The sequence below is a fragment of the Halomonas sp. H10-59 genome (genome assembly GCF_040070555.1).
Classification (GTDB): domain Bacteria; phylum Pseudomonadota; class Gammaproteobacteria; order Pseudomonadales; family Halomonadaceae; genus Halomonas; species Halomonas litopenaei.
This window is the reverse complement of record NZ_CP098828.1, coordinates 596,345-615,723: the sequence shown is the minus strand read 5'-3', so window position 1 is coordinate 615,723 and position 19,379 is coordinate 596,345. Positions and strand designations below refer to the sequence as shown.

General features: G+C 66.9%; 19 protein-coding genes. 13 read left to right on the top strand and 6 right to left on the bottom strand.

The annotated features are described in order from the left end of the window. The first annotated feature begins 11 nt into the window (after positions 1 to 11). From NFG57_RS02830 to der, 3 genes are read left to right on the top strand one after another with little or no spacing between them, the layout of a single operon-like run. The gene (locus tag NFG57_RS02830; RefSeq protein WP_045992744.1) at positions 12 to 671 is read left to right on the top strand and encodes a tetratricopeptide repeat protein; all 660 of its coding nucleotides are present in this window, start codon (positions 12 to 14) and stop codon (positions 669 to 671) included. Further along, the gene (gene bamB, locus NFG57_RS02825) at positions 668 to 1,834 is read left to right on the top strand and encodes an outer membrane protein assembly factor BamB (RefSeq protein WP_045992743.1); all 1,167 of its coding nucleotides are present in this window, start codon (positions 668 to 670) and stop codon (positions 1,832 to 1,834) included. Before NFG57_RS02830 ends, bamB begins: the two co-directional genes overlap by 4 nt. Further along, the gene (gene der, locus NFG57_RS02820) at positions 1,831 to 3,234 is read left to right on the top strand and encodes a ribosome biogenesis GTPase Der (protein ID WP_045992742.1); all 1,404 of its coding nucleotides are present in this window, start codon (positions 1,831 to 1,833) and stop codon (positions 3,232 to 3,234) included. The genes bamB and der overlap by 4 nt, the downstream gene beginning before the upstream one ends. A 166-nt stretch (positions 3,235 to 3,400) precedes the next feature. On the opposite strand, the gene NFG57_RS02815 is transcribed toward der, so the two are convergent. Beyond that, the gene (locus NFG57_RS02815) at positions 3,401 to 4,276 is read right to left on the bottom strand and encodes an ATP-binding protein (RefSeq protein ID WP_045992741.1); all 876 of its coding nucleotides are present in this window, start codon (positions 4,274 to 4,276) and stop codon (positions 3,401 to 3,403) included. A 180-nt stretch (positions 4,277 to 4,456) separates the two neighbouring features. Between NFG57_RS02815 and NFG57_RS02810 the strand changes: the two genes are divergently transcribed. Both NFG57_RS02810 and NFG57_RS02805 read left to right on the top strand, forming a co-directional pair. Beyond that, positions 4,457 to 5,260: a M48 family metallopeptidase gene (locus NFG57_RS02810; RefSeq protein ID WP_108131243.1), complete on the top strand. Its 804-nt coding sequence runs from the start codon at positions 4,457 to 4,459 to the stop codon at positions 5,258 to 5,260. Positions 5,261 to 5,429: 169 nt separating this feature from the next. Then, positions 5,430 to 5,702, top strand: coding sequence for a hypothetical protein (locus NFG57_RS02805; RefSeq protein ID WP_045992739.1), 273 nt, complete (start codon positions 5,430 to 5,432; stop codon positions 5,700 to 5,702). Positions 5,703 to 5,844: 142 nt separating this feature from the next. Here NFG57_RS02805 and aroE read toward each other — a convergent pair whose 3' ends face one another. The 4 genes from aroE to dprA all read right to left on the bottom strand — a co-directional run bounded on the left by aroE (position 5,845) and on the right by dprA (position 9,748). Next, complete coding sequence (gene aroE / locus NFG57_RS02800; protein WP_045992778.1) at positions 5,845 to 6,666, bottom strand: shikimate dehydrogenase; 822 nt, start codon at positions 6,664 to 6,666, stop codon at positions 5,845 to 5,847. A 56-nt stretch (positions 6,667 to 6,722) separates the two neighbouring features. Next, complete coding sequence (gene hemF, locus NFG57_RS02795; protein ID WP_348815307.1) at positions 6,723 to 7,655, bottom strand: oxygen-dependent coproporphyrinogen oxidase; 933 nt, start codon at positions 7,653 to 7,655, stop codon at positions 6,723 to 6,725. 95 nt (positions 7,656 to 7,750) lie between these two features. Beyond that, entirely contained in the window at positions 7,751 to 8,311 is a 561-nt protein-coding gene (locus NFG57_RS02790; RefSeq protein WP_045992737.1) for a Sua5/YciO/YrdC/YwlC family protein, read from the bottom strand. A gap of 177 nt (positions 8,312 to 8,488) precedes the next feature. Continuing rightward, positions 8,489 to 9,748, bottom strand: a complete 1,260-nt coding sequence (dprA, locus tag NFG57_RS02785; RefSeq protein ID WP_348815305.1) for a DNA-processing protein DprA — start codon at positions 9,746 to 9,748, stop codon at positions 8,489 to 8,491. A gap of 218 nt (positions 9,749 to 9,966) precedes the next feature. Here dprA and def point away from each other — a divergent pair, with 218 nt between their 5' ends. The 6 genes from def (at position 9,967) to NFG57_RS02755 (ending at position 16,379) form a co-directional block, all read left to right on the top strand. Next, positions 9,967 to 10,479 (top strand): peptide deformylase, encoded by a 513-nt coding sequence (gene def, locus NFG57_RS02780; protein ID WP_045992735.1) that lies wholly within the window; start codon positions 9,967 to 9,969, stop codon positions 10,477 to 10,479. Between the two features lie 147 nt (positions 10,480 to 10,626). Then, entirely contained in the window at positions 10,627 to 11,604 is a 978-nt protein-coding gene (gene fmt, locus NFG57_RS02775; protein WP_108448512.1) for a methionyl-tRNA formyltransferase, read from the top strand. A gap of 71 nt (positions 11,605 to 11,675) precedes the next feature. Next, a complete protein-coding gene (gene rsmB / locus NFG57_RS02770) occupies positions 11,676 to 12,980 on the top strand; it encodes a 16S rRNA (cytosine(967)-C(5))-methyltransferase RsmB (RefSeq protein WP_045995222.1) in 1,305 nt (434 codons plus the stop codon). 59 nt (positions 12,981 to 13,039) lie between these two features. Then, complete coding sequence (locus tag NFG57_RS02765; RefSeq protein ID WP_045995219.1) at positions 13,040 to 13,246, top strand: dodecin; 207 nt, start codon at positions 13,040 to 13,042, stop codon at positions 13,244 to 13,246. A gap of 178 nt (positions 13,247 to 13,424) precedes the next feature. Continuing rightward, on the top strand, positions 13,425 to 14,798 hold the full coding sequence (trkA, locus tag NFG57_RS02760) for a Trk system potassium transporter TrkA (protein ID WP_348815304.1): 1,374 nt from the start codon (positions 13,425 to 13,427) through the stop codon (positions 14,796 to 14,798). A 132-nt stretch (positions 14,799 to 14,930) separates the two neighbouring features. After that, a complete protein-coding gene (locus tag NFG57_RS02755; protein WP_108448511.1) occupies positions 14,931 to 16,379 on the top strand; it encodes a TrkH family potassium uptake protein in 1,449 nt (482 codons plus the stop codon). 39 nt (positions 16,380 to 16,418) lie between these two features. Here NFG57_RS02755 and NFG57_RS02750 read toward each other — a convergent pair whose 3' ends face one another. Next, positions 16,419 to 17,306: a LysR family transcriptional regulator gene (locus NFG57_RS02750; protein WP_348815303.1), complete on the bottom strand. Its 888-nt coding sequence runs from the start codon at positions 17,304 to 17,306 to the stop codon at positions 16,419 to 16,421. A 99-nt stretch (positions 17,307 to 17,405) separates the two neighbouring features. On the opposite strand from NFG57_RS02750, the gene NFG57_RS02745 reads away from it, so the two are divergent. Both NFG57_RS02745 and NFG57_RS02740 read left to right on the top strand, forming a co-directional pair. Then, complete coding sequence (locus NFG57_RS02745; RefSeq protein ID WP_348815302.1) at positions 17,406 to 17,975, top strand: lactoylglutathione lyase family protein; 570 nt, start codon at positions 17,406 to 17,408, stop codon at positions 17,973 to 17,975. Positions 17,976 to 18,072: 97 nt separating this feature from the next. Further along, positions 18,073 to 19,305, top strand: a complete 1,233-nt coding sequence (locus NFG57_RS02740) for a TraB/GumN family protein (RefSeq protein ID WP_045995236.1) — start codon at positions 18,073 to 18,075, stop codon at positions 19,303 to 19,305. Positions 19,306 to 19,379 lie beyond the last annotated feature (74 nt).

Genomic DNA, 19,379 nt, shown 5'->3' with positions numbered 1-19,379 from the left:
GGAGACCGCCCGTGGCGGAGCTGAGAACCGAAGAAGAACAGCTTGAGGCGATCAAGCGCTGGTGGAAGGAAAACGGCACCTCGCTGCTCGCCGGTGCGGTACTGGCCGCCGCTGGCGTGTTCGGCTGGAACGCCTGGCAGGACTACCAGCAGGGGCAGGCCGTGGCCGCCTCCAGCAGCTACCAGCAGCTTCTTGACCTGGCCAGCCGCGACAGCCTCGACGACGGGGCCCTGGCCCAGGCCCAGGGGCTGGTCGACACCCTGCAGGAAGACCACGACGGCACCCTGTACAGCGAGCTTGCGCTGCTGCTCGAGGCCCGCCTGGAGGTCGACGCAGGCGATGTCGAGGGCGCCCGCGAGTCGCTGGAGACCCTCATCGAGGGCAGCGACGATGGTTACCTGACCGGCCTCGCCCGCCTGCGTCTGGCGCGCCTGCAGAGCGCCGAGGGCAACCACGAGACCGCCCTTGCCACCCTCGACGGTGACATCCCCGAGGCCCTGGCCGCCCAGCGCGACAACGTGCGCGGCGACATCTACCACGCCACCGGCCAACACGACCAGGCCGCCGAGGCCTGGCAGAGCGCCCAGTCACTGGCCGAAGAAAGCGGTCAGCCGCTCTACGGTATCTCGCTCAAGCTCGACGACCTCGGTGATCAGGAGGCCACCCTATGAAGACCCCGTTTAACCGAACCCGGATCGCCCTGGCGACCGCCGTCACCCTGACCGCCCTGCTGACCGGCTGCGCCAGCAAGTCCGAGCCCCAGTATCCGCCCAAGGAGCTCAAGGACTTCGCCGAGTCCACCCGGGTCGAAACCCGCTGGAGCGAAGGCGTGGGCGCAGGCCTGGGTGAGGCCACCTACCCCATCGAACCCGCCCTGGCCGGTTCCACCCTGTTCGCCGCCGACGAGGAAGGCCTGGTCGAGGCGTTCAACACCGCCAACGGCGACACCCAATGGGAAGCCGAACTGGATTCACCGATCTCCAGCGGTATCACCGCAGTGGACGGCGATCTGTTCCTCGCCACCCGCAATGGCGAGGTGGTCGCCCTCGACCAGCGCAATGGCCGGGTCAAGTGGCGTACCCGTGTGCCCAGCGAAGTGCTGGCCGCGCCCCAGCCGACCACCCAGCTGTTGATCGTGCAGGCGGTGGACGGCACCGTGACCGCCCTGGATCGCCTGTCCGGTGACCGCCAGTGGGTGTTCAGCGCCAATATGCCGTCGCTGACCCTGCGCAGCACCGGCACCCCCACCGCCATCGATCAGGTGACCTTCGCCGGCTTTGCCAACGGCCGTCTGTCGATCATCGACAACCGCTCGGGCCAGCAGATCTCCGAGCGCACCATCGCCGTGGCCACCGGCATGAATGACATCGACCGTCTGGTCGACCTGGCCGGCCAGCCGGTGCTGACTCCGGACGGCCGCCTGTTCGTGACCAGCTTCAATGGTCGCCTGGTGGCGCTCAACGCCCAGAGCGGCGAGACCCTGTGGTCGACGCCGTTGTCCAGCTACCACACCCCGGTGCTGGTGGGCGAGACGCTTTACGTGGTCGACGAGGCCAGCCGCCTGATCGCCTTCGACGCCAACAGCGGCAACGAGCTGTGGCGCCTGGAGGACCTCTACGGTCGCTCGGTGACCGCCCCGGCCTTCGCCGACGGCCGCATCGTGCTCGGCGACGCCGAAGGCTATGTGCACTTTATCGACGCCAGCAGCGGACGCCTGGTCGGCCGCACCCATATTGACGGCTCAGGCATCAGCGTGCGCCCTCTCACCGACGGCAAGCGCGTGTACGCCCTGGCCAATGACGGAAGCCTGGAGGCTCTGGACATCCGCCCATGACCCCCGTGATCGCACTGGTCGGCAGGCCCAATGTGGGCAAGTCGACCCTGTTCAACCGCCTGACCCGCTCTCGCGACGCCCTGGTGGCCGATTTCCCCGGCCTCACCCGGGATCGCAAGTACGGCAACGGTATGCTCGGCAACAAGGCCTACACCGTCATCGACACCGGCGGCATCAGCGGTGACGAGGAAGGCATCGACGCGGCCATGGCCGAACAGTCGCTGCAGGCCATCGACGAAGCCGACATCGTGCTGTTCCTGGTGGACGCGCGTGCCGGCCTCAATGTCGCCGACGAGGCCATCGCCAACCACCTGCGGGTCAACCAGAAGAAGACCTGGCTGGTGGTCAACAAGACCGACGGCCTCGAGGAACACTCGGCCATGGCCGACTTCTGGCAGCTCGGTCTCGGCGATCCCCGGCCCATCGCAGCGGCCCACGGCCGTAATGTCACCGCGCTGATTGACGAGGTGCTCTCGCCGTTCCCCGAGCGCGACATGGACATCCCCGCGGACACAGGCAGCAAGGGTATCCGCATCGGTGTCATCGGTCGTCCCAACGTGGGCAAGTCGACCCTGGTCAACCGCCTGCTGGGCGAGGACCGAGTAGTGGTATTCGATGAAGCCGGCACCACCCGCGACGCCATCGAGATCCCCTTCGAGCGTCGCGGCAAGCCCTACGTACTGGTCGATACCGCCGGCGTCCGGCGGCGCAAGAACGTCACCGAGGTGGCCGAGAAGTTCTCGATCATCAAGACCCTGGACGCGATCAAGGAGTGCCACGTCGCGATCATGGTGCTCGATGCCCGCACCGGCCTGGTGGAGCAGGATCTGCACCTGCTCGACTATGTGCTGACCTCTGGCCGCGCGCTGGTACTGGCGGTCAACAAGTGGGACGGCCTGGAAAGCGAGGCCAAGGACAAGATGCGTGCCGAGATCAAGCGCCGTCTGGGCTTCGCCGACTACGCCGAGCTGCACTTCATCTCGGCCTTGCACGGCACCGCCGTGGGCGACCTGTACCCGTCGCTGGAGCGCGCCTTCGCCTCCGCCAACAGCCACTGGTCGACCAACCGTCTGACCACGCTGCTGCAGGACGCCGTCGAGCAGCACCAGCCGCCGATGGTCCATGGCCGCCGGATCAAGCTACGCATGGCCCACCAGGGCGGCAGCAACCCGCCGATCATCGTGGTCCACGGCAACCAGACCGACAAGCTGCCCGAAGCCTACAAGCGCTACCTGACCAACACCTTCCGCAAGGTGCTCAAGGTCCGAGGCACGCCGATGCGCTTCGAGTTCCGCTCCGGCAAGAACCCCTACGACCGTCTGGCCGAAGCCTCCGACAAGGAAAAGGCCAAGAAGCGCGAACTGGGGCGCACCAAGGAGGCGCGCAAGAGCCGCCGCTAAGCGTCACCGGCGTCACTCGCCGCTCTTTCGCCCCTGGTGTTGAACGACAACGAAACGCCCGGTCCCTCGCCAGAAGAACCGGGCGTTTTCGTGCACGCATGCTGCCGGATGTCGAGACCATGCCTCGCTCGCTGCTGAGCCTGGCCTGCAAGCCTGCGGCAGCGCCTCAGGCTTGCTCTGCCAGGCGACGAGCCCCTACCCAGTCCAGCGCAAACTGGTAGGCACAGCGGCCGCTGCGTCCGCCTCTCATGGTGGCAAAGCGGGTGGCCGCCACCGGCGCTTCGTCATCCCAGTCCTGCGGCTGGCCCAGGCGCTCGACCCAGTGGCGACAGGTATCCAGATAGGTCTCTCGGTTGAACGGATGAAACGCCAGCCACAACCCGAAGCGGTCGGACAGCGAGATCTTCTCCTCCACCGCGTCGCCGTGATGCAGCTCCTCGCCGTCCGGCGTCAGGTGGCTCTGCTGGTTGTCGCTCATATGCTCCGGCATCAGGTGGCGCCGGTTGGAGGTGGCGTAGATCAGCACGTTTTCCGGGGGGCCGGTCAGGGTGCCGTCGAGGACACTCTTGAGCGCCTTGTAGGCGTCGTCGGAGCCTTCGAAGGACAGATCATCGCAGTACACCACGAAACGTGCCGGTTCGTGACGCAACTGCTCCACCAGCAGCGGCAGTCCGGCCAGGTCGTGGCGGTCCACCTGGATCAGCCGCAGGCCTTCGTCAGCCAGGGTGTTGAGCAGCGCGCGCACCATCGACGACTTGCCACTGCCACGAGAGCCCCACAGCAGCGCGTGATTGGCCGGCAGGCCACGCAGAAAGGCCCGCGTATTGGCCAGCAGCTCGCGCTTCTGGCGCTCCACCCCGACCAGGTCGTCCAGGCTCAGGGCATCCCGAGGCGGCACCGGCACCAGTTGCCCGCCGAGGGCGTGGCGCTGCCACAGCGCAGCGACGTCACGACGCCAGTCCACCGCAGGGCGGGGCTCGGGCAGCCAGGGTTCGACGCGATCGAGAAGGGCCAGCAGGCGCTGGGCGAGTTGAGTGTCCATCGGGGCAGGTGTCCTTGTAACAAATGATGGCCGCCGGTCAGGGTCTGTCGCTGGATAGCGACCGGCCGTGCACTACCTTTGCTGTTGACCCTTCCAGCAGTCCGGGTATCTTGAGGCCAGTTGCCACCGATTCTACACGCTCGGGCTCGACCCCGGCGGATCATGACAAGGAGACCCCCCATGCGCTGGATGAAGGCCGTGGGCGCCTGCGCCCTGATGGTTACCGTTGCTGCCTGTTCCACCTCACCCACTGGTCGCTCCCAGATGCTGTTGCTGGACGAACAGCAGCTCAGCCAGATGGGGGCCCAGGCCTTCGACCAGTACCAGCAGGAGCTGCCCACCGTGAGCGGGCGCCAGCTCGAGTACGTGCAGTGCGTGACCCGCAACGTGGTCCAGGCGCTGCCGGAAGACCAGCGCAACCAGAACTGGCAGGTCAAGGTGTTCGAGTCCGAGGACGCCAACGCCTTTGCCCTGCCGGGCGGCTACGTGGGGGTCAACACCGGCCTGCTCGACGTCGCCACCAACCAGGACCAGCTGGCCACCGTCATCGGCCACGAGATCGGCCACGTGCTGGCCCACCACGCCAACGAACGCGCCTCCACCGAAAGCGCGACCCAGCTTGGCATGTCGGTGGTCGGTACCGCCCTCGGCTCCCAGGGTGTCACCGGCAGCGACCAGCTGATGGCGGCCATGGGCATGGGCGCCCAGTACGGCATCCTGTTGCCGTTCTCGCGCAGTCACGAGAGCGAGGCCGACACCATCGGCCTGCAGCTGATGGCCGACGCCGGCTTCGATCCCCGCGCCAGCGTCCAGCTGTGGCAGAACATGAGCGCCGCCGGCGGCGGCCAGCCGCCGGAGTGGATGTCCACCCACCCGGCACACGGCAACCGTATCGCCGGGCTCGAGGCGGGCATGAACGACGCCATGGCGCGCTACGAGCAAGCCCAGGCGCGTGGCCTGACGCCCAGCTGCAAGGCGCCCTGAACCAGAACAGCCCAGGCCCGTGGCCTGACGCCCAGCTGCAAGGCGCCCTGAACCAGAACAGCCCAGGCCCTGCAGCCCGTCCCCAGGCTGCTGACAAGGGGGCATCTATCGCCGAGGCCTCTATTCCTGGAGGCCTCGGCTCCCGTCACTTCCACGCTTCGTTGGTGCCATGAAACTCACCTCCACCAGGCTCGGCCTGATCCTGCTCGTCGTGCCCATTGTGGTGCTGTTGACCCTGTTCTTTGTGGAACTCGGCGATATCCGCCAGTGCGAACTGGTCGACCAGGGCCACTGGAACTACCTGGCCGGCCACTGTGGCGACACGCCGTCGCCCTTCGTTCCCTGGATCGTTCGCAGCCCCTGGCTGGTCAACGGCGGCCTGCTGGTGTCGGTGGTCGGGCTGGGGCTGTGCATGCTGGGGCTCTACCGTCGACGCGGCTGAAACGCGGCGCGTGGCTGCTGGCTGACGACCAGGGGCTGACGGCTCCTGACCGACGACATCGACGCCCAACGACAACGGCGCCCCATGGCAGTGAGCCAGGGGCGCCGTTGTCGTTGCTGCCGATGTGTCCGCGAAAGCGGCTTCAGCCGGCGTCGAGCTCTGCTCGCAGCTTTCGATGCAGCGGGCCTGTGTCCGGCGTGACGCCACGCCAGCGTTCAAAGGCCGCCGCCGCCTGTTCCACCAGCATGCCGAGACCATCGCTGGTGCTCGCCCCTCGCTCGGCCGACCAGGCCAGAAACACCGTCGGCTCGGCGCCGTACATCATGTCGTAGGCGACAGCCCCCTCGTTGAAGAGATCCTCCGGCAGCGGCGGCAGGTCCCCGGCAAGGCTTGCGCTGGTGCCGTTGATGACCAGGTCATAGCGCTCGTCGACGGCGTCGTAGCCGCCGCCCAGCACGGGGCCCAGGTCGGCGAAATCCCGCGCCAGCGCCTCGGCCTTGGCGGCGGTGCGGTTGGCCAGCCGCAGCGAGGCGGGACGTCGCGACAGCAACGTTTCCAGCGCGCCGCGCACCGCGCCTCCGGCACCCAGCACCAGGATACGTGCACCCTCAAGCCTTACCTGCTGGCGCTCCAGGTCCGCCACCAGGCCAATACCATCGGTATTGTGACCCTCGACGCTGCCATCGGCCTTGAGCGTCAGGGTGTTGACCGCCCCGGCCCGCTGCGCCTGTTCGCTCAGGCTGTCGCACAGCCGGTAGGCGTCTTCCTTGAACGGCACCGTCACATTGGCGCCGCGCCCGCCTTCGGCAACAAAGGCGCGCCAGGCTCCGCCGAAGTCCTCCAGTGGCGCCTCGATGGCGGTGTATTCCAGCGATTCACCGGTCTGCTCGGCAAAGGTGCTGTGGATCACCGGCGATTTCGAATGCCCCACCGGATTGCCGAACACACAGTAACGATCGTTCATCGGACGGTTAACCTCGCTCTTGACGTTGTCGTATGCCGCATTGTGACCGCTGACGGTCATCGCGCTTGGCTCGAGGCCTCTTCACCAAGCCAGTCCCGGGGCACCAGATAGGCATCCAGCGCCGCCTCGGGAGAGCCGGGCTGCGGCTGGTAGTCGTACTGCCAGCGCGCCAGCGGCGGCATCGACATCAGGATGGACTCGGTGCGACCGCCGCTCTGCAGGCCAAACAGGGTGCCACGGTCCCAGACCAGGTTGAATTCCACGTAGCGACCTCGCCGATACAGCTGGAATTCACGTTCGCGCTCGCCCCAGGGGGTATCGCGACGACGTTCCACGATGGGCAGATAGGCGTTCAGGAAGCCATCCCCTACCGCGCGCTGAAACGCGAAGCAGCGGTCGAAGCCCCCCTCGTTGAGGTCATCGAAGAACAGACCGCCGACACCACGGGTCTCGCTTCGGTGCTTGAGGAAAAAGTAGTCGTCGCACCAGCGCTTGTAGCGGTCGTAGACGTCGTCACCGAACGGCTGGCACAGGTCGTGGGCCACCCGGTGCCAGTGACAGGCGTCTTCAAGCTGGGGATAGAAGGGCGTCAGGTCAAAGCCACCGCCGAACCACCATACCGGCGCCTCGCCCTCGGCACTGGCGATGAAGAAGCGCACATTGCCGTGGCTGGTGGGTACGTGGGGATTACGCGGATGCAGCACCCAGGACACCCCCACCGCCTGAAAGCCGCGCCCGGCGAGTTCCGGGCGTGCTGCGGTGGCCGCCGGGGGCAGGGTCGCGCCGTGGACGTGGGAGAAATTGACCCCGCCCTTTTCGAACAGCGCGCCTTCCTCGATGACCCGGGAACGGCCGCCGCCGCCTTCCTCACGCACCCAGTCGTCTTCATGGAAGCGCCCTTCGCCGTCGGCCTCGGCCAGGGCCTCGCACAGGCGATCCTGCAATTCCAGCAGGTAGCGTTTGACCTCTTCGAGATTGGGCTCGGACACGTCTGCTCCTGTTGTTAAGTAAAAAGCGATGAGTAAAAACGATGAACAAAAGCGATTCGTAAAAAGGTGCCCCCAGGGCCGGGCCGAGAGCCATGTCAGTGGCGCAGGGTCTCGCGGCTTAGCAGGTCACGGATGGTGCTGGGGCGAGGATTGCCGCCCAACGCTCCCGGCACGACCGCGTCCAGCTCGTTGCCGAAGATGCGCCGAATGTCCGCTTCGCTCATGGCCGGCGCTTCTCCTGCCCGGTTGGCCGAGGTGGACACCAGCGGACCGCCGAAGGCACGACACAGCGCCTGTACACCGGGATGATCACTGACCCTCAGCGCCACCTTGTCGTGGCAGCCTCGCACCAGCGACGGGGTGCGGCCATTGTCCGGCACCAGCCAGGTGTTGGGGCCCGGCCAGCTGGCGACAAGAGGCGCATGAAGGTCGGCGGGCAATCCTTCGAGCCAGGGAGCAAACTGCTCGATGGTGGCGGCGATCAGGATCACCCCCTTAGCCGGGTCACGGCGCTTCAGGCGCAACAGCCGGGTCAGCGCCTCTTCGTTGTCGGGATCGCAGCCCAGGCCCCAGACGGCCTCGGTGGGATAGGCAATGACACCGCCACGACGCAGGGCGTCGACGACGGGCACGAGGGAGGAATCGGAATCACTCATGGGGTCGTTATCTGAATCGGTACCGAATCGAAAGATCAGGGTAGGGAGTATCGTTGCGCCATGCTAGCACGGCGTCGGGACTTGCGTCGCACGCCGCTGTCGCCGCCGACGTAGGCGATCCGCCCATTCCCCCACGGCCATGGGCACCCTGTTCGGCCGGGCCTCGTCATTGATCCGCTAGCTCCCGCCACCATCCAGACGCACCCAGCCGCCGGCTACCAGCCCGGCCTGTCCTGCGATCTCGAGCAACGTCAGTTCACGCTGGCAGGCGGCCACATCGCATCCCGCCAGCCCCATCAGATCGTCCACCGCCAACGGGGTGGCGCTCAGCAGATCGAGCAGCTTGCGACCGGGGGAAGGCGCGGCCCTTGCCCCGGTGCGCTCGGAGGCGCTGTCTAGAGGACTATCGACAGGATTATCGACAGAGCTATCTACAGGACCATCTACATGGCGAACTACACGACCATCGGCGGCACCAGCCGCAATGCACTGCGGGGTCGCGCGTCGCGGCCCCCAGCACGCCAGTTCCTCGAACAGGTCGTCGGGGTGTCTGACCAGGGCGGCGCCCTCGCGGATCAGCCGCAGGCAGCCCCTGGCCTGGGGCGAGTGGATGGAGCCGGGTAGCGCCAATACCTCGCGGCCCTGCTCACCGGCCAGGCGGGCACTGACCAGCGAGCCGCTGTGTTCGGCGGCCTCCACCACCAGCACACCGCAGGACAGCCCGGTGACGATGCGGTTGCGCCGGGGAAAATCCCCCGAGCGTGGCCGCACGCCAGGGGGAGACTCCGCCAGCAGCAGGCCCCCGTCGTCGCGCAGGCGCCGATACAGGGCGCCGTGCTGGCCGGGATAGACCACGTCGACGCCGCCGGCCAGCACCGCGATACTGCGCCCTCCGAGATCCAGCGCCGCCGCCTGGGCGGCACCGTCGATGCCGAGCGCCATGCCGCTGACCAGACACCAGCCGGCCTCCGCCAGCGCCACCGCAAAACTGCGCGCATTGACCAAGCCTTCGCGGGTGGGCCGCCGCGACCCCACCAGGGCAAGCCTCGGCGGTACCAGGGCATCGAGATCGCCAAGCGCCCACAGCAGCACCGGCGGGTCCGGGATCTGGTCGAGCAGGGCCGGCCAGCGCGGATGATCGGGATGCAGCAGGTGGCGCGCCTCGGCCCGCTCATGGAGGCGGCCTCCATTGGCAGCGCTACGCGCTTTCCCGCCGTCGCCGGCCAGCCACGCCTCGGCCTGCTCGATCAACGCCGTCAGCGGGCTGCGTCTGGGATGATCCAGCCACAAGCGCAGTTCCGCCGCGGCCCCGGGCGGCAGCCGGGCCAGCCAGCCACCGGGCCAGTCAGGGTTTAACTGGCGCAGGCGAGCCAACCGTCGTGGGCCCACCTGAGGCAGTGCGTTCAACGCCATCCAGCGTGCGAAGCCAAGTTCCATGACAGAGCCCTCCCTGGCCGAGTGCCGGCAGTATAGGCAGGCAGGCGCGACACGCCTTGGCGGTCTTCGCCGTCTCGGCTCCAGGCGGTGCGCGACGGCGATTCTGGCATGTTATAGTAGCGACCTATCACGCTCATTGGCGCCAACGACTAGGGTCACCCCCGGCGTCGTCCTAGAATGGGCAACACGAACCGAACGAATAACGGTGGTACCACAGCATGGCCAGACTCCCCATTCTCGAGTTTCCCGACGAGCGGCTGCGCAACAAGGCAGTGCCCGTCGAAAACGTCGATGACGAGGTCCGCCAGCTGGTCGATGACATGCTGGAGACCATGTACGCCGCACCGGGTATCGGCCTCGCCGCCACCCAGGTGGACGTGCATCGCCGAGTCATCGTGATCGACGTCAGCGAAGATCAGTCCACCCCGCTGGTGCTGATCAACCCCGAGGTCACCCCGCTGGGGGACGAACGGGAACCGATGCAGGAAGGCTGCCTGTCGATCCCCGAGTACTACGCCGAGGTGCCGCGCGCGCTGCGGGTAAAGCTGAAGGCTCAGGGACGCGACGGCGAGCCCTACGAGCTCGAAGCCGACGGACTGCTGGCCCACTGCATCCAGCATGAGCTCGACCACCTCGAGGGCGTGCTGTTCGTTGACTACCTGTCACCGCTCAAGCGTGACCGGGTGATGAAGAAGATGCAGAAGCGTCATCGCCAGATGCAGGGCGCCTGAGCCGCTGCGCAGCCCTCAAGCCGCCGCCATCTCGGCCCCACAACCGCCTACGACGAAGACCGACAACGTGAATCACGTTGTCGGTCTTCGTCGTTTCGCCCGTCTCCGTTACTATTGTCTCCGCATTCTTCGGCCAAGGCCCTGAACATGACCCGATCGCTGCGCGTGATCTTCGCTGGCACGCCCGACTTCGCCGCCGAGAGTCTCTCGGCGCTGCTGGCCAGTCACCACCAGGTGATTGCCGTCTATACCCAACCCGATCGCCCCGCCGGACGCGGCCGCAAGCTGACGCCAAGCCCGGTCAAGTCGCTGGCGCTGGAGCACGGCCTGCCGGTGTACCAGCCCGAGCGGCTCAGGGACGAAGCCGAACAGCGCGCCCTGGCGGCGCTGGACGCCGACGTCATGGTGGTGGTGGCCTACGGCCTGATCCTGCCGCTGCCGGTACTCGAGGCACCGCGTTTGGGCTGCCTCAACGTCCACGCCTCGCTGCTGCCGCGCTGGCGCGGTGCAGCGCCGATTCAGCGGGCGATCGAGGCCGGCGATGACGAGAGCGGCGTCACCATCATGCAGATGGACGAGGGACTCGATACCGGCGACATGCTGATCATCCGGCGCACCGAGATCCTGCCCACCACCACCGGCGGCGAACTGCACGATCGCCTGGCCGAGATCGGTGGCAAGGCCATGGTCGAGGCCCTCGACCGACTTGCCGACGGTGAGCTTGCCGCCACGCCGCAGCCCGAACAGGGCGTCACCTACGCCTCCAAGCTCAGCAAGGCCGAGGCCGAGCTGGACTTCGCCCAGCCCGCCGCGACCCTGGCCGCCCGGGTGCGCGCCTTCAATCCCTGGCCGGTGACCTGGTGCGCGCTGGGCGATGAGCGTCTACGTATCCACCTGGCCGAGCCGGCCGATGGCGGCGCACCAGAGTCGCCCGGCACCATCACCCGCGCCGACTCAGAGCTGCTGGTGGCCTGTGGCGCCGAGGGCCGCGAGCGCCTTCGCATCACCCGGGCCCAGCTGCCCGGCGGCAAGGCGCTGGCGGTATCCGAGCTGTTGCGCGCCAGGGCCGAACGCTTTCCCCAGGGCACGCTGCTGGGACGTCCTTTCCCGGAGACCTCCGCATGAGCGATTCTCAACCCCCACGCGATCGCAAGCCACCCCACCATGGCCGTCGTCACGCCAACGCCCGACGCGACATGGGTGACTGTGTCCGCGCCGCCGCAGCCAAGGCGCTGGTGCCGGTGATCACCGGCAAGGGCTCGCTGGCCACCCTGGACGACCATCAGGTGGTGGCCCGCGACCGTGCCCTGTTCAAGGCCATGTGCTTCGGCGTCTGCCGCACCCTGCCACGGCTCGAGGCACTGGCCGCCCAGCTGCTCGAGAAACCGTTCAAGAGTCGCGATGCCGACATTCAGGCGCTGCTGCTGCTGGGCGCCTATCAACTCCTGTACCTGCGCATCCCGGCCCACGCGGCGGTAGGCGAGACCGCCGGTGCCGCGCGATTGCTCGGCAAGGCCTGGGCCACCCGGGTACTCAACGGCTGTCTGCGCCGGCTGCAGCGCGAGTCGTCGACGCTGGAAGCCGAAGTCGACCGTGACCCGGCGGTGGCGCTGTTGCACCCACGCTGGTGGCTCAAGTCGCTGCGCCAGGCCTGGCCCGATGACTGGCAGGCGATCTGCGAGGCCAACAACCAGCCGGGACCGATGACCCTGAGGGTCAATCGTCGCCACAACGACCGCGAGCAGTACCTGGATATCCTCGACGGTGCCGGCATCTCCGCCAGGCTATGCGCCCACGCCCCGGACGGGCTGGTGCTGGAGACCGCCCGCGACGTGGAGGCCCTGCCCGGCTTCGCCCAGGGCCACGTCAGTGTCCAGGACGAGGCCGCCCAACTGGCTGCGGTGCTGCTTGGCCCGGTGGTGGCACCGCGGCCGGGTGCGCGCGTGCTCGACGCCTGCTGCGCCCCCGGTGGCAAGACCGCTCACCTGCTCGAGCTGTTCGACGTCGACCTGCACGCCATCGACTCCGATGCCGCGCGCCTGGCACGGGTGGAAGACACCCTGACTCGTCTGGGCCTGTCGGCGACCCTGGCCCAGGGCGACGCCACCGAGCGTGACTGGTGGGACGGCACCCCGTTCGACGCCATCCTGCTCGACGCCCCCTGCTCCGGCAGTGGCGTCATCCGCCGTCATCCCGACATCAAGCGCCTGCGTCGGCCCAGCGACATTGCCCAGCTGGCCCAGCTTCAGCGCGCGTTGCTCGACAATCTGTGGCCGCTGCTCAAGCCCGGCGGCACCTTGCTCTACGCCACCTGCTCGGTGCTGCCGGAAGAGAATCGCGACCAGATCCGCGACTTTCTCGCGCGCACCCCGGACGCCAGCGAGCAGATGCCCGACGGCATCGCCTGGGGCCAGGTTTCCGGGGCCGGACGCCAACTGTTACCGAAGGTCGACAGCCATGACGGCTTCTTCTATGCCAGACTGGTGAAGGCGGGCCGCTAGTCCGACCAGGACGTCGGCCTGGCCGCCCGTGACCTATGCTTCTCCAACAGGGAGTCTGTATGAGCCAACACGTCTACAAGCAGATCGAGTTGACCGGTTCCTCGGAAACCAGCATCGAAGATGCGGTACAGCGGGCCATCACCAAGGCCTCGGAAACCGTGCATGACCTGCGCTGGTTCGAGGTGACCGATACCCGCGGCCATATCGAGAATGGCCGGGTGGCCCACTGGCAGGTCACGGTCAAGGTCGGCTTCACCCTCGACTGACCTCCGAGGCTGATTCGACCCGGAGACCCACGGGACTTGCATTGCACAAGTCCTGCGGTGTTTCCTTTCAGCACAGGGCGGGACTCTCCCGCCCTGTTGTACTGTTCAGAGCTCGGGTATGCTGGCTCAATGCTGCAACGCACCATAGGCTCTGAACCCCTCTTCGGACACGACGACGATGAAGATCATCATTCTCGGCGCCGGCCAGGTTGGCGGCACCCTGGCGGAGCACCTGGCCCGCGAGGAGAACGACATCACGGTGGTGGACACCGACGGTGAGCGCCTGCGCGATCTGCATACCCGGCTCGACATCCGCACCGTCTCCGGGGCGGCCTCCTACCCCATGGTGCTACGCCAGGCCGGCTGCGAAGACGCCGACATGCTGATCGCGGTGACCAACTCCGACGAGGTCAACATGATCGCCTGTCAGGTCGCCCATACCCTGTTTCGTACCCCAACCAAGATTGCCCGAGTGCGCGCCACCGCCTACCTGGCGCGCAAGGGACTGTTCGCCCACGAGGCGGTGCCCATCGACGTACTGATCAGCCCCGAGCAGGTGGTCACCGACCATATTCGCCGGCTGATCGAGCACCCCGGCGCCCTGCAGGTGCTGGAATTCGCCGGTGGACTGGTCCAGCTGGTGGCGGTCAAGGCCTTCTACGGCGGTCCGCTGGTCGGCCAGGAGCTCGGCTTCCTGCGCCGTCACATGCCCAGCGTCGACACCCGGGTGGCCGCCATCTACCGGCGCAACCGTCCGATCATTCCGCGTGGCGACACCGTGATCGAGGCCGACGACGAGGTCTTCTTCATCGCCGCCCGGCGCGATATACGCGCGGTGATGAGCGAGCTGAGGCGACTGGATCGCGACTTCCGCCGGGTGGTGATCGCCGGCGGCGGCAACATCGGCGAGCGCCTGGCCGAGCACCTCGAGCACAGCCACCAGGTCAAGATGATCGAGCACAGCCTCGAGCGCTGCACCCAGCTCTCCGAACGCCTCGACCGCACCGTGGTACTGCACGGCAGCGCGACCAGCAAACGCCTGCTGGAAGAGGAGAACATCGAGGACTGCGATATCTTCTGCGCGCTGACCAACGACGACGAGGTCAACATCATGTCGTCGATGCTGGCCAAGCGTATGGGTGCCAAGAAGGTGCTCACCCTGATCAACAACGCCGCCTACGTGGATCTGGTCCAGGGCGGCGAGATCGACATCGCCATCTCGCCCCAGCAGGCCACCATCGGCAGCCTGCTGACCCATGTGCGCCGCGGTGACATCGTCAACGTCCACTCGCTGCGCCGCGGCGCCGCCGAGGCCATCGAGGCCATCGCCCACGGCGACAGCCAGTCCTCCCGGGTGGTCGGTCGTGCCATCGGCGACATCGACCTGCCCGGTGGCTCCACCATTGGCGCGGTGGTGCGCGGCAAGGAAGTGCTGATCGCCCACGACGACGTGGTGGTGGAGAGCGGTGACCACGTCATCCTGTTCGTCGTCGACAAGCGCAAGATCCGTGACGTCGAACGCCTGTTCCAGGTCGGATTGACCTTTTTCTGATGGGCGCGCCCCTCGCCCCTGCCGCCATACCAAGGAGAGCCGCCGCATGAGTCCGATGCCGACCGGGCTTGAGACGACGACCCGTCCCGACATGTCCCCCGCCTGTTGCCGTCAGCCAGGAGGCAGGACGCCATGAGCCTGAGGATGATCCTGCGCATTCTCGGGCTGCTGCTGATGATGTTCAGCCTGACCATGGTGCCGCCCATCGCCATCTCGCTGTTGTTCGGCGACGGCACCTGGGACGCCTTTCTGATCGCCATCGCCATCACCGTGCTGACCGGCGCGCTGATGTTCCTGCCCAATCGTCGTGCCCGGCGGGAATTGCGCACCCGCGATGGCTTCTTGATCGCCGCCATGTTCTGGACGGTGCTGGGGCTGTTCGGTTCGCTGCCGCTGATGCTCACCGGCAGCACCGCACTGTCGTTCACCGACGCGGTGTTCGAATCGTTTTCGGGGCTGACCACCACCGGCGCCACAGTGATCACCGGCATCGACTTCCTGCCCGAGGCGATCCTCTACTACCGTCAGCAGCTGCAGTGGCTCGGTGGCATGGGCATCGTGGTGCTGGCGGTGGCGATCCTGCCGACCCTGGGGGTCGGCGGCATGGCGCTGTACCGTACCGAGATACCGGGGCCACTCAAGGATTCCAAGCTGACCCCGCGGATCACCGAGACCGCCAAGGCACTGTGGTACATCTACGCCACCCTGACGGTGGTGTGCATGCTGGCCTACATGGCCGCCGGGATGGACTGGTTCGACGCCCTGGGCCACAGCTTCTCCACCGTGGCCATCGGCGGTTTCTCGACCCACGACGCCAGCATCGGCTACTTCGACAGCGCGGTGATCGAGGCCATCTGTATCGTCTTCATGCTGATCTCCGCGCTCAGTTTCAGCCTGCACTTCCTGGCCTGGCGCGAACGCCGTATCGGCCACTACTGGGAAGACTCCGAGGCGCGCTTTCTGTTGCTGTACCTGACGGGGCTGGCCAGCATCACCGTGGTGGTGCTGTGGCTGACCGGTACCGAAGAGACCACCGTGGGACTTCGCCACGGCATCTTTGAGGTGGTCTCGGTAGCCACCACCGCCGGCTTTTCGGTGGCCGACTTCTCCGCCTGGCCCGGCGCCCTGCCGCTTTTGCTGTTCATCGCCGCCTTCGTCGGCGCCAGCTCCGGCTCCACCGGCGGCGGCATGAAGGTCATCCGCATCATCCTGATCATCAAGCAGGGCATGCGCGAGATCATGCGCCTGATCCACCCCAATGCGGTGATCGCGGTCAAGATCGGCAAGGTCAGCGTACCCGACGGCATCGCCCAGGCGGTGTGGGGCTTCTTCTCGGCCTATGTGCTGCTGTTCTTCCTGATGCTGGTGGGGGTGATGGCCACCGGGGTCGACCAGGTCACCGCCTGGTCCACGGTGGGCTCGGCGCTCAACAATCTGGGGCCGGCGCTGGGCGAGGCCAGTCTGCACTACGGTGACATGCCGACCATGGCCAAGTGGATCCTGGTGATGGCGATGCTGATGGGCCGCCTGGAGATCTTTACCGTTCTGGTGTTGTTTACCCCGGCCTTCTGGCGCAAATAGGACCGATCCTGGCGCCCTTTCCTTTGCCGTAGCCCTTCGCTAGAGGGCGGTGTCGGCACCCGCCACCGCCTCTCGCATCACCGAAAGCGCCCGCTGTGCCCGGGCCGACAGTGGCCACTCGGCGCGCTGGATCAGGTAGAGGGTATCGCTGACCTCGGGGGCACCCTCGACCACACGGATGGCGTGCTGGTCCTCGAAGGCCTCCCGGGCAAAGCGTGGCAACACGCTGAAGCCCAGCCCCTGGGCCACCGGCGCCAGGATCAGGCCAATCTGATTGGTAAAGCCGCTGCGCGGCCAGCGAGCGTAGCCCGGCGAGCCCGGAAAGCGCCGACTGAGCAGACGGGTGGCCAGAGCCTTGCCATCCGGATGGTCGACAAAGCCCAGCGCCATCAGCTCATCGAATGTCTCGACACGGGTGTTGGCCGGCACCACCAGTTCCAGCGCCTCGGTGGCAAACTCGCTGACCGTCAGACTGGCGTCGTCGGGACGCTCGCCCACCAGCCCCATCTCCACCTTGCCGTCGATGACGGCCTCGACGATCTCCCGCGTCGGACCGAAGCGATGGCGAATCGCCAGCCCCGGCGCGCGCTTCTGCAACGCCAGCAGACGCGGGTAGATCGCAAGCCCGATGCTCCCTGGCGTCATCAGGCTGATCTCGCCATGATCGTCCAGGTCACCGGCCAGGCGCTGGGTGAGGCGCTGATCGACCCGTTCACGTTCGTTCAGATAGTCCAGCAGGGCGTGGCCGGCCGGGGTCAGCTCGAGCCGCCGAGGCCGGCGAATGAACAACAGTCCCAGCTCGGCCTCCAGGCGCTGGATATGCTGGCTGACCGCCGCCTGGGTCAGATCAAGGCGCTCGGCGGCGCGGGTAAAGTTGCCCTGCTCCACCAACGCCTGAAACGAGCGTAGCCAGAGCGGATTTGCCATAAGCATCTATTATCATCACCATAACGTAGCGTCGATTTTCATTATAGCGATCCCGGCCCAGACTGTGCTCATCATTCCTGCATCAAGAGGTGACACTCCATGAGCCAGCAAGACGACTTGGCAAACGCCAACCACGACGCTCCCGCCAACTCTTCAAGCAACTCTCCAAACAGTTATCCCCGCAGCTTCTCCCATATCGGCATCTCGGTGCCGGACGTGGAGGCCGCGGTGGCGTTCTACACCCAGGTGCTGGGCTGGTACCAGATCATGGCGCCGACCACCATCGAGGAAGACGACTCCGCCATCGGCGAGATGTGCACCGACGTCTTCGGCCCTGGCTGGGGCAGTTTCCGTATCGCCCACCTGTCCACCGGTGACCGGGTCGGCGTGGAGCTGTTCGAGTTCGCCAACCACGAGGACCCGGAGAACAACTTCGAGTACTGGAAGACCGGCGTGTTCCACTTCTGCGTCCAGGATCCCGACGTCGAGGGCCTGGCCGAGCGCATCGTCGCCGCCGGCGGCAAGAAGCGCATGCCCAAGGTGCGCGAGTACTATCCCGGCGAGAAGCCCTACCGGATGATCTACATGGAAGATCCGTTCGGCAACATCCTCGAGATCTACTCCCACAGCTACGAACTGACCTATTCCGCTGGCGCCTATCAGGACTGAACGCCAGACAATGTCAGCTCGAGGGCAGGCCAGGGTTTGGCCTGCCCTCCTCGTTCATGGATAATCGATCCTTCACATTCTCAAGGCCCCGAGCCCCATGAGCGAGATCGACGACATTGCGCTGGCCGAGCGGCCCGAGACCCGAGGCGGCCCCCGACGTGACCTCCGCGTCGGCGACACCACCTTTACCCTGCTGGGCACCGCCCACGTCAGCGCCGAGAGCGCCGACGAGGTGCGCGACCTGATCGATTCCGGCGACTTCGACGCCGTCGCCATCGAGCTGTGCGACGCCCGCCACAGCAACCTGGCCAATCCCGACGCCCTGGGTGACCAGGACCTGTTCCAGATCTTTCGTCAGGGCAAGGCCGGCATGGTCGCCGCCAACCTGGCCCTCGGCGCCTTCCAGCAGCGCATCGCCGAGCAGTCCGGCATCGAGCCCGGTGCCGAGATGCGCGCTGCCCTGGAGGCCAGTCAGCGCCACGAGCTTCCGCTGCTGCTGATCGACCGGGACGTGGGTCTGACGCTCAAGCGGATCTACCAGAACGTGCCCTGGTGGCAGCGCTTTAGCCTGCTGTCGGGCCTGCTCGGCAGCGTGCTGTCGCGCCAGGAAGTCTCCGCCGAGGAGGTCGAGCGGCTCAAGCAGGGCGACGTGCTGGAATCCACCTTCAGCGAATTCGCTGCCGAGTCGCAGTCGCTGTTCACCCCCTTGATCAGCGAGCGCGATCGCTACATGGTGATGCGCCTGGCCCAGCAGTGCCCACCTGGCAAGTTCAAGCGGGTGCTGGTGGTGATCGGCGCCGGCCACCTCAAGGGCATGGCCGAGCACCTGGAAGGCCCGCCTGCCGAGGACCCGGCCGAGGAAATCGCCGCGCTGGAGGCCACCCGGCCGCCGTCGAAGGTGTGGAAGATGCTGCCCTGGCTGATCACTGCCCTGGTACTGACCGGCTTCGCCATCGGCTTTTCGCGCAACACCGAGCTCGGCTGGCAGCTGGTGGCGGAATGGTTCGTGATCAACGGCGTGCTGTCAGGGGGCGCCACCCTGTTGGCCCTGGCCCACCCGGTCACGGTGATCGCCACGGTGTTCGCCGCCCCGTTGACCTCGCTCAATCCGACCATCGGGGCGGGCTTCGTCGCCGCCGGGGTGGAACTGGCCATGCGCAAGCCCAAGGTGCGCGACTTCTCCACCCTGCGTCACGACGTTACCCAGGTGAAGGGCTGGTGGAAGAACCGTGTCTCGCGCACCCTGCTGGTGTTTCTGACGGCGACCCTGGGCTCCGCCGCCGGCACCTGGATCGCCGGTTTTCGTATCGCCGACAGTCTGTTCGGCTAGCCCGGCCGCCTCGTTCGGCACCCTCGCGCCGCCGCCCGCTCGGGCGGCGGTGTCGTTTCGCCGCCCCCTACCAT